Annotated in this window: 10 protein-coding genes; 6 read left to right on the forward strand and 4 right to left on the reverse strand. The window is 68.0% G+C overall.

Annotated features, from left to right (window positions below; all coding sequences use genetic code 11):
• Positions 1–81: 81 nt before the first annotated feature.
• Both ABD357_RS13210 and ABD357_RS13215 read right to left on the reverse strand, forming a co-directional pair.
• Positions 82–702: an L-threonylcarbamoyladenylate synthase gene (locus ABD357_RS13210; RefSeq protein WP_344389989.1), complete on the reverse strand. Its 621-nt coding sequence runs from the start codon at positions 700–702 to the stop codon at positions 82–84.
• A gap of 95 nt (positions 703–797) precedes the next feature.
• Positions 798–1,469, reverse strand: coding sequence for a lytic polysaccharide monooxygenase auxiliary activity family 9 protein (locus ABD357_RS13215; RefSeq protein ID WP_344389991.1), 672 nt, complete (start codon positions 1,467–1,469; stop codon positions 798–800).
• 266 nt (positions 1,470–1,735) lie between these two features.
• Between ABD357_RS13215 and ABD357_RS13220 the strand changes: the two genes are divergently transcribed.
• A complete protein-coding gene (locus ABD357_RS13220; protein WP_344389992.1) occupies positions 1,736–2,239 on the forward strand; it encodes a polysaccharide deacetylase family protein in 504 nt (167 codons plus the stop codon).
• A gap of 127 nt (positions 2,240–2,366) precedes the next feature.
• Here ABD357_RS13220 and ABD357_RS13225 read toward each other — a convergent pair whose 3' ends face one another.
• On the reverse strand, positions 2,367–3,101 hold the full coding sequence (locus ABD357_RS13225) for a FadR/GntR family transcriptional regulator (protein ID WP_344389994.1): 735 nt from the start codon (positions 3,099–3,101) through the stop codon (positions 2,367–2,369).
• A gap of 229 nt (positions 3,102–3,330) precedes the next feature.
• On the opposite strand from ABD357_RS13225, the gene ABD357_RS13230 reads away from it, so the two are divergent.
• From ABD357_RS13230 to ABD357_RS13245, 4 genes are all read left to right on the forward strand, one after another.
• A complete protein-coding gene (locus ABD357_RS13230; RefSeq protein WP_344389996.1) occupies positions 3,331–4,572 on the forward strand; it encodes an aminotransferase class V-fold PLP-dependent enzyme in 1,242 nt (413 codons plus the stop codon).
• A 74-nt stretch (positions 4,573–4,646) separates the two neighbouring features.
• Positions 4,647–5,954 (forward strand): ABC transporter substrate-binding protein, encoded by a 1,308-nt coding sequence (locus ABD357_RS13235; protein ID WP_344390003.1) that lies wholly within the window; start codon positions 4,647–4,649, stop codon positions 5,952–5,954.
• Positions 5,955–6,016: 62 nt separating this feature from the next.
• Positions 6,017–6,988: a carbohydrate ABC transporter permease gene (locus tag ABD357_RS13240; RefSeq protein ID WP_344389998.1), complete on the forward strand. Its 972-nt coding sequence runs from the start codon at positions 6,017–6,019 to the stop codon at positions 6,986–6,988.
• Positions 6,985–7,821, forward strand: a complete 837-nt coding sequence (locus ABD357_RS13245; RefSeq protein ID WP_033319234.1) for a carbohydrate ABC transporter permease — start codon at positions 6,985–6,987, stop codon at positions 7,819–7,821. Before ABD357_RS13240 ends, ABD357_RS13245 begins: the two co-directional genes overlap by 4 nt.
• 85 nt (positions 7,822–7,906) lie before the next feature.
• Here ABD357_RS13245 and ABD357_RS13250 read toward each other — a convergent pair whose 3' ends face one another.
• A complete protein-coding gene (locus ABD357_RS13250) occupies positions 7,907–8,518 on the reverse strand; it encodes a TetR/AcrR family transcriptional regulator (protein ID WP_344390000.1) in 612 nt (203 codons plus the stop codon).
• Between the two features lie 150 nt (positions 8,519–8,668).
• On the opposite strand from ABD357_RS13250, the gene tnpA reads away from it, so the two are divergent.
• Positions 8,669–9,103 (forward strand): IS200/IS605 family transposase, encoded by a 435-nt coding sequence (gene tnpA, locus ABD357_RS13255; RefSeq protein ID WP_425584850.1) that lies wholly within the window; start codon positions 8,669–8,671, stop codon positions 9,101–9,103.
• Positions 9,104–9,226: the final 123 nt, after the last annotated feature.

The following is a 9,226-nucleotide window of genomic DNA, read 5'->3' on the forward strand; positions in this document are numbered from 1 at the left end:
ATCACAATTCCGGCAGGCGCGGACCCGCAAACCCCTCGTGCCGTCCTGCGTGGAAACCCCGCACTGTCGTCGGGTGGCGCGTCACTCGAAGCGTGCGGTGTCGCCGGCCCCCTTGCGTACGATCTCGGCCTCGCCGCCCGAGAAGTCGATGACCGTGGTCGGTTCGGTGCCGCAGTCCCCGGAGTCGACCACCGCGTCCACCACGTGGTCGAGGCGCTCCTTGATCTCCCAGCCCACGGTCATGGGCTCCTCCTCGTCCGGCAGCAGCAAGGTGCTGGAGAGCAGCGGCTCCCCCAGCTCGGCGAGCAGGGCCTGGACGACGGTGTGATCGGGGATGCGCACCCCGACCGTCTTCTTCTTCGGATGCAGCATCCTGCGCGGCACATCCTTCGTCGCGGGCAGGATGAAGGTGTAACTGCCGGGCGTGGAGGCCTTGATGGCGCGGAACACGTCCTTGTCGATATGCACGAACTGGCCCAGCTGCGCGAAGTTCTGGCAGACGAGCGTGAAGTGGTGCCGGTCATCGAGCTGCCGGATCGACCGGATCCGGTCGATGCCGTCACGGCTGCCCAGCTGGCAGCCCAGCGCGAAGCAGGAGTCCGTCGGATAGACGACCAGGGCACCTGAGCGGATGCTCTCGGCCACCTGGCCGATGGTGCGCTGCTGCGGGTTGTCGGGGTGCACGTCGAAGTACTTGGCCATCTGTCGAGCTTATGCGCTTGTCCGGCCAGGCTCGCGCAGCCCGGGTGTCCCGCCGGACGCGGTGCGTCCGGTACGTCCGGCGGGACGGCGGTGTGTCAGCGGAAGTTGACGTCGCTGCACAGGAAGTACGTCTGGTCCATGTGCGAGGCCTGCCAGATCGTGTAGACGACATGGCGGCCGGTGAGGCCCGAGGTGCTCACGTCGATCGAGTAGTTCTGGCTCGGGGCGTACGTGCCGGTCCGGGCGACCAGCTGGAGGTCGCCCCAGGTCAGCGGCTGGGTGGCGGGGTCGAAACCCTGGCGGGTGACGTAGACCAGGAAGTAGTCCGCGCCATGGCTGGCCTGGTCGTACAGCTTGACGGTGAAGTCGCTGTCGATGTCCGTGGTCTGCCAGGCACCCACGGTGTCCAGGGAGTTGTAGCGGCCGCCTTCGGTCCGCCCGCCGCTGCACAGCTGACCGTCGGGGACGACTGTCTGGAAGTCGCCGGCGGAGCCGTTGCGGTACAGGCCGTTCCAGTTCCACATGGCGTTCGGGTCGTCCTGCCAGGCCTGCCAGCACATCGGGTCTTCCTGTGCCATGTCCGGGTTCTGGAAGTCGTCGCCCCAGCGGTTCCAGCAGCCGTAGTTGCGGGACGCCGGGTCGACGACGGAGCCGTGGGCGGCGGCGGTGCCGCTCCAGGGGATCAGGCAGAGCAGGGCCGCGGTGAGCAGGCTCAGGGCGAGCGTCCACCGGGGCCGGGCTAACTTGGTGTGATCATGACAAGTCATGGCTCCTTCTTTCCGAGATGGTGAGTTCCGGTATGGGAGCGCTCCCGCATCCCCCAGATTCTTCCTCGGGCAACGGGGCCGCAACGCTCGATCGCGCCACTTCCGCGCCCGGTTCCACGCCCGTGATGGCGCGTTTCGATTCGTTCGACGTACGTCAGCCGCCCCACGAGTCCTCTCGCCAGGCGCGCCGACGTGGTGATCAGCGCCCCGCACACGCCCACCGGCATCACCGCCGAGTCCCTGGGGGGGCCGATCTGCTGGAGACGGTGACCGGCGCCCGGCCGACCGGGCTGCGCGCCGCCCCAGGCCCCATGGGCGACGGACACACCGCGCTCCTCGACGAACTGGGCTTCGACTGGTCCTCTTCCACGCACGGCGGCGACCGCCCCCACCTGCTCTGGACCGCGGGACGGCCCACGCCTGTCGTGGAGTTGCCCTGGCAGTGGGAGTACGCCGATCACCCCTACTTCCTCTTCAACGGCGCCCCGGTCGCCTTCCCTCCCGCCGAGTCCCGCATCGCCGCCCACCAGGACGTCCTGAACGACTGGCAGGACTCCTTCGACGCCTACCGCGACTACGGCCTGTGCTGGGTCCTGGCCCTCAACCCGCAGTCCATCGGCAAACCGGGACGCGCCCTGCTGCTCGAGGAACTGCTGGACCACGTCCGCGCACAGGGGGACGTCTGGTTCGCGACCGGACGGCACGTGACGGAGCGCTGGCGTCGGGCCGTCGATCCGGGGACGGGTCGGAGGGCCACCCCGAGAGGGTGAGAGCGGCTTGGAATGAGGGAGTTTGACGGCCAGGACCCCAATTGGTTGTCGCGTCGATTCCCTCTGGCCGGCCCGCCCGCCCCGTGACGGGCACCGCGGGGTACGGCCTGCCGACGGCCGAGTGCCATCAGCTCAGGGCGCCGTCAGCCTCGCCGCTCTTCTCCCGGCCTTGGGCTCCCTCCTCCAGCGGAGGCATGAAGGCACGCAGCCACCGCTCCGTCTGGGTGACGTGGGCCTCGGCCGCGCCCGCGGCGGAGCCAGGGTCGCGGTCGGCGATCGCGGTGGCCAGCACGCGGTGGTCCGCGTCGCTCTTGCGCCGCAGCTCGGGGCCCTCAGGGAGGGTGAAGACCTGGTACTTGCGGGAGCGGGCGCGGAAGACCGCGAGCAGGGAGGCGAGGGTGGGGTTTTCGGCGGCCCGGGCGATCTCCGCGTGGAAGCGGTGGTCGAGCTCCGAGGCCTCGGCGGGGTCGTCGGTGGCCTCCATTGCCTCGATGAGCGAGAAGAGCGTCCGGACGGTCTCGGGGGTTCGGCGCGCGGCGGCCTTGGCCGCGACATGAGCCTCCAGGACCCGCCGGATCTCGTACACCTCCAACAGGCCGGGCAGCGGCAGGAGTTCGAGGGTCAGCGAGAGGCTGCCGATGATGTCCTCCGGCCTGAGCTGGGAGACGTAGGTACCCGAGCCGTGCCGCGGCTCGATCACTCCCAGGGCCGCGAGCATCCGCACGGCCTCACGCAACGAGCCCCGCGAGACGCCGAGTTCCTCGCCGAGCTCGGCCTCTGGCGGGATGCGCTCGCCCGCACCGAGACGTCCCGTCGCGATCATGTGTCGCAGGCCGTGGAACGCCTTGTCGACTGCGGACATTCGACTCCTCCCTGACGGACCGGCGGCATCACCGAAGCCCTCGTGCATTGTACCGAGTCATCAGATGTCTTGTATGTATCGGCCAGGACTCATCTGATGACTCTCCCCTGCATGAGCCTTGCCGACGCGAAAATGCCATGCCAGGATGCCGAGTCATCATATGTCTTCGGGAAATGGTCAGACACCGTCTGATGTCTCGGGCACTCAGGCCGGGCAGATATGGAGTGATGTGAGCGAGACCGAGGTCACCACCGCCCCGCGCCCCCTCCTGCTGGCCGACGGCCGGCCCGCCGCCCGGGCGTGGTCGCTGGACCCCGCGATGAAGCACCTGAACCACGGCTCGTTCGGGGCGGTCCCCTCGGTGGCGCAGGAGCGGCAGAACCAGCTGCGTGCGGAAATGGACCGCTCCCCGGTGGTGTGGTTCCCGGCGTTGCCCCAGCGGATCGCCGCCACCCGGGTCGAACTCGCCGCCTTCCTGCGGGTCGCCCCGGACGACCTCGCCCTGGTACCGAACGCGAGTGCCGGTGCCAGCGTCGTGTTCGCCGGCCTCTCCCGCCGCCGCGGTGGCGAGATCATCGTCACCGATCACGGCTACGGGGCTGTGACCATGGGCGCCGAACGGTTGGCACGCCGCTGGGGCGGCCGGGTCCGCACCGCCCGGGTGCCGCTGGACGCGGACGAGGAGCAGGCGTACGAGGCCGTGGCCGCCGAGATCGGCGAGGCCACGGATCTCATCGTCCTCGACCACATCACCTCGGCGACCGCACGCCGGATGCCGGTGGAGCGGATCGGCGCGGAGGCCCTGCGGCGCGACGTCCCGCTGCTCGTCGACGGCGCCCACGCCCCCGGTCTGATCGCCGCCCCCCTCGACGGTGTGACGTGCGACTTCTGGGCCGGAAACCTGCACAAGTGGGGCTGCGCACCGCGCGGCACCGCCGCGCTGGTCGCCCGCGGCCCGCGGCGCGAGCAGCTCTACCCCCTGATCGACTCGTGGGCCGCCGCCGATCCGTATCCCGACCGCTTCGACCAGCAGGGCACGATGGACCTCACCAGCTATCTGGCGGCGCCGACGGCGCTGGACCTCATCGAGCGCACCTGGGGCTGGGGGACCGCCCGCCAGTACATGGACGACCTGGTCGGCTACGCCGAGCGCGTCGTCGGCGCCGCCTTCGCCGAGCTCACCGGCGAACCCAGCGCCGTCGACGTGGGCATGCCGGTACCCGGAATGCGGCTGGTGCGGCTGCCGGCGGGACTGGGCGCCAGCCGCGTCGAGGCCGACGCGCTGCGCGACCGGGCCGCCCGGGAACTGGGCGTGGAGACGGCCTTCACCAGCTTCGGCGGCACCGGTTATCTGCGGCTGTCCGCGCACGTCTACAACACCGCCGCCGACTACGAGTACTTCGCCGAGACTTGCGTCCCCGTCCTCGGCGAGTGGGCCCGCGCGGCCCGCGAACACCCCGCCGCGCCGTAGCGGCGCGGCACCGCGAAACCCCCGTCCCCGAAGCCGCCGCCGGCGCGGCCGCATCCAAGGAAGAGGTCGGCATGATGAGAAGAAGGACGGTAGCTCTCGCCCTCGGCACGGCCGGCGCGTTGGCGCTGACCGGATGCTCCACCGTGAGCGGTGGTGGTGGCGCAGGCGGAACGGTCACCCTGAACATGGTCGAGAGCCTGACGAACCCCGCCCGCACGGATCTGCTGAAGGACCTCATAGCGGACTTCGAACAGCAGAACCCCAAGATCAAGGTCAATCTGGTCTCGCCGCCCACCGAGCAGGCCGACCAGAAGATCCAGCAGATGCTCCAGTCCGGTAGTGGCGTGGACACCCTCGAGGTGCGGGACACCACCGTGGGCCCGTGGTCGAACAACGGCTGGCTCTACGACATGAAGAAGGACCTCACCGGCTGGAAGGGCTGGGAGGCCATGACGGAGAACGCCGTCAAGGCCTCCGAGAACGCCGACGGCAAGACGTACTTCGTCCCGTACGGCTTCTACGGCCTGAGCGTCTTCTACCGCACCGACCTGATCAAGGAGGCCGGCTTCAGCGCGCCGCCGGCCACCTGGGACGAGCTGCTGAAGCAGGCCTCCGCCATCCACGACCCGGCGAAGCGCCGCTACGGGTACGCCTTCCGCGGCGGGGCCAACGCCAACGGCAACGCCACCGCCGTCATCGAGGCGTACGTCGCCGACGAGATCGACCCCGCCAACGGCTTCAAGCTGAAGGACGGCAGCACGATCTTCTCCGTGCCCGAGGCCCTCGACGCCATGGAGACCTACCTCAAGCTCTTCAAGCAGGCGTCCCCGAAGTCGTCCGTGTCCTGGGGCTATCCGGAGATGGTCGAGGGCTTCTCCAACGGCTCCACGGCCTTCCTGCTCCAGGATCCCGAAGTGATCGCCACGGTCTCGGAGTCCAAGGCGATCGCGAAGGAGCAGTGGGACACCGCCCCGCTGGTGGCAGGCCCCAGCGGCAAGACCGTCCAGCCGCTGGCCACCGCCGGATGGGGCGTCGCGGACGGCAGCAAGAACAAGGCCGAGGCCGTCAAGCTGGTCGAGTTCCTCTCCGAGGGCGAGGCGTCGACGACCTTCACCAAGAAGAACAGCCTGGTGCCGATCCTCAAGTCGGCCACCGAGGACCCGTTCTACAAGACCGGCCCCTGGTCCAGTTACGTCACCATGACGGAGCAGCCGGAGAAGTACCTCAACGTCAGCCAGCCGCGCGGCGTCGCCTGGTGGACCGAGTGGCAGCAGAAGGCGGACGCCGACGTGCAGAAGATGGTGCTCGGCAAGCTGACGCCCAAGGCGCTGCTGGCCGGCTGGGACGCGTACTGGACCGAGAAGTGGCAGCAGGAGGACTAGGCAAAATGCCGTCCGCGTCCGAAACGACGAGTTCGAGTACGAGTACGAGTACGACGGAAACGATGAAAACGGCGTCGGCGGGCTCCTCCCGGAACCGGAAGGGGGGAGCCCCGCCCGCCCGAGGCACCGAACGGGGCCGCCGCAAGCCGGAGTTCACCTCCCGGCGCGGGCTGCTCATCGCCGCCTTCATGGCCCCGGCCGCGATCTTCGTGGCGGTCTTCACGTACTACCCCATGATCGCCGGCAGTCAGATGGCCTTCCGTAACTGGAATCTGACGGACCTGAGCGACACCTCCTGGGTGGGCCTGAAGAACTTCCGTGACGTCTTCGCCGACCCCGCCTGGGGCACCGTCCTCACCAACACCGCCGTGTGGGTGTTCGGTTCGATCCTGCCCCAGTTGGTGATCGGGTTCGCCCTCGCCCTGTGGCTGCGCCGGAAGTTCCGCTTCCGCGGCCTCTACCAGGCGCTGGTCTTCTTCCCCTGGGCGATCTCCGGATTCCTCATCGGCATCCTGTTCCGCTGGCTGTTCAACAGCGAGTTCGGCGTCGTCAACGACCTGCTGCAGAAGGCCGGGCTGATCGACGAGCCGGTCGCCTGGCTGGCCGACCCGAAGACCGCGATGTTCGCCGTCGTGGTCGCCAACGTCTGGTATGGGGTCACCTTCTTCACGATCATGATCCTGGCCGCCCTGCAGTCCGTCCCCGAGGAGTTGTACGAGGCGGCGGCGCTCGACGGAGCCGGCAAGGTGCGCACGCTGTTCCAGATCACGATCCCGTACATCAGGGTCACCCTCGCGCTGACCGTGCTGCTGCGGGTCATCTGGATCTTCAACTTCCCCGACCTGATCTTCGGAATGACCGGCGGCGGACCCAACAACGAGACGCACATCGTGACCACCTGGATGATCAAGATCACCCAGCAGGGCGACTACGGCAGAGCCTCCGCCCTCGGCCTCATCGTGGTCGCCACGCTGCTGGTGTTCGCGGTCTTCTTCCTCCTGGCCACGCGCGAGAAGCGAGAGGTGAAGCCGTGATCGGCAAGGAGTCCACGGCCGGCCGGGCCACCAAGTTCACCTTCCTGGGGCTGTGGCTGGTCTTCACCGTCTTCCCGCTCTACTGGATCACCATCACGTCGCTGAAGGCGCCCGGCGACATCTTCACCTTCCCGATCGCCTACTGGCCCGAGCGCTTCTCGCTCGAGAACTACAGCGGGCTGTTCGGCAAGGCCGACTTCGGCGTCTACCTCACCAACAGCCTCATCGTGGCGACCGTCGCGGGCGCGGTCGCCACGGCGATCTCGATGCTGTCGGCGTACGTACTGGCCCGCTTCGAGTTCCGTACCAAGTCCGCGCTGCTGATGGCCGCCCTGGTCACCCAGATGATCCCGACCTTCATCGCGCTGGGACCGCTGTACTTGCTGATGACCGACCTCAAGCTGGTCGACAACCGGCTCGGGCTCATCCTCGTCTACATCGCCGTCTGCATCCCGTTCTGCACGGTGATGCTCCGCGGCTTCTTCGAGAACATCCCCGACGCGCTGGAGGAGGCCGCCATGATCGACGGCCTGTCCCGGTTCGGGGCGCTGTTCCGGGTGCTGCTGCCAGTGATGCGTCCCGGGATCGTGGCCGCGTTCATCTTCAACTTCGTCAACTGCTGGAACGAACTCTTCCTGTCCGTGACGCTGATGAACAGCGACACCAAAAAGACCGTTCCCACGGCCCTGAACGGATTCATCTCCAGCTTCAACATCGACTGGGGCTCCATGTCCGCGGCGGCGGTCCTCACCATCCTGCCCACGATGCTGCTGTTCGCCTTCGCCAGTCGCCACATCGTCCAAGGGCTCACGTCCGGCGCGGTGAAGGGCTGAGAGAGGCGGCACGTCATGACCGTGGGGCACCCGCCCGCCCCCGATCGGCTCCGAGGCCCTGCCAGCCAGGGGCGGAGCCCGGTGTTCAGGTCGCCGCGGGTGCCTCGTCCCGGACGAGGCCGGCGACGTGGTCGGTGATCGTGTCGAGAATGTCCGCCCAGGCCGCGTCATCGCCGAGGACGAGGAAGTTCAGAGTCAGGCCGTCGGTCATGGCGGCCAGATAGCGGGCCAACACGGGGACGGGTACGCGGAGTTCGAAGTTCATGCTGTGCCGGAGCTGTTCGATGAGTTCGGCGTATGTGTCGGAGTACAGCTCGTACTGCCGTCGTGCCAGGTGCTCGAACCCGGGTTGGCGCAGGGCGTACTGAGTCAGTTCATACGTGAGCATGTGCTCGCCAGGATTGGCGGACACATGGTCCCAGTAGGCCTGGAAGCCGGCCCCGATGGTCTCCCGCAGGGTGGCCTTCGGCCGGATCGCTTCCTTCACCACCGTGACGTAATGACCGGTGATCGTCTCGATGACGGACTCGATCAGGGCCTGCTTGGAGTCGAAGCAGTAGTGGAAGACGCTCAGTGACACGCCCGCCTCGGCGGCGATGGACCGGGTCGTCGTCCGGGGGACGCCGTCTCGGGTCATCGCACGGATCGCGGCCTCGGTGAGCTGTTGACGCCGCTCGGCCGACGGCATCCGTGCCATCAGGACCTAGCCAGGGGACGCCCCGCTGGAGTGGGGTGGGGAATGGCTTCTGAGTACTGCTCTGACCACAACTGTATGCACGGATCTGTGCTGTTCATCTGATTCCACCTCTCTGGAGTGCTAGACCTGCGGCGTGTGTATAGTGATCGTGTGGCTGCGACCAGGAAGGTTCGCCGGTTCTCCGGCGGCGTGTACGACCTCGGGCTCCACGTGGTGTGGTGCCCGAAGTACCGCCGTCCGGTCCTCGGTGGCCGAGTCGCCGTCCGCCTGGATGAGCTGATCCGGCAGAAGGCTGAGGAGCGCGGGTGGGAGATCATTGCCCTTGAGGTGATGCCGGACCACGTGCACCTGTTCGTCAAGCACGACCCGAAGTCGTCGGCGTCGTACGTCGCGAACCAGTTCAAGGGCTTCACCTCTCGCGTGCTGCGGGCGGAGTTCCCGCACCTCAAGAGCCGCATGCCCACGCTGTGGTCGTCGTCGTACTTCGCTGCTTCGGTCGGTGCGGTGTCGGCGGCGACGGTGGAGAAGTACATCAACACCCAGTGGGAGCGCCCGTGGAAGAAGGAGAAGGGGGACGCCTCGTGATGCGGGGGTACAAGTTCCTCCTTGTGCGCCACGAGGCGCTGTTTCATCGAGTGGCGGTGGGAGACCGTCACCACCGAGTCGTCGCAGCGACTCGGTAGAAGCTGGGGGCAGTCTGAACCGGGG

It is taken from the genome of Streptomyces vastus (genome assembly GCF_039532825.1).
Lineage (GTDB): Bacteria > Actinomycetota > Actinomycetes > Streptomycetales > Streptomycetaceae > Streptomyces > Streptomyces vastus.

What these genes read in the sequence shown, in the direction of transcription:
- ABD357_RS13215 (WP_344389991.1), bottom strand. Translation starts at nt 1,469, where the DNA reads ATGACTTGTCATGATCACACCAAGTTAGCCCGGCCCCGGTGGACGCTC.
- ABD357_RS13210 (WP_344389989.1), bottom strand. Translation starts at nt 702, where the DNA reads ATGGCCAAGTACTTCGACGTGCACCCCGACAACCCGCAGCAGCGCACC.
- ABD357_RS13235 (WP_344390003.1), top strand. Translation starts at nt 4,647, where the DNA reads ATGAGAAGAAGGACGGTAGCTCTCGCCCTCGGCACGGCCGGCGCGTTG.
- ABD357_RS13240 (WP_344389998.1), top strand. Translation starts at nt 6,017, where the DNA reads ATGAAAACGGCGTCGGCGGGCTCCTCCCGGAACCGGAAGGGGGGAGCC.
- ABD357_RS13250 (WP_344390000.1), bottom strand. Translation starts at nt 8,518, where the DNA reads ATGGCACGGATGCCGTCGGCCGAGCGGCGTCAACAGCTCACCGAGGCC.
- ABD357_RS13225 (WP_344389994.1), bottom strand. Translation starts at nt 3,101, where the DNA reads ATGTCCGCAGTCGACAAGGCGTTCCACGGCCTGCGACACATGATCGCG.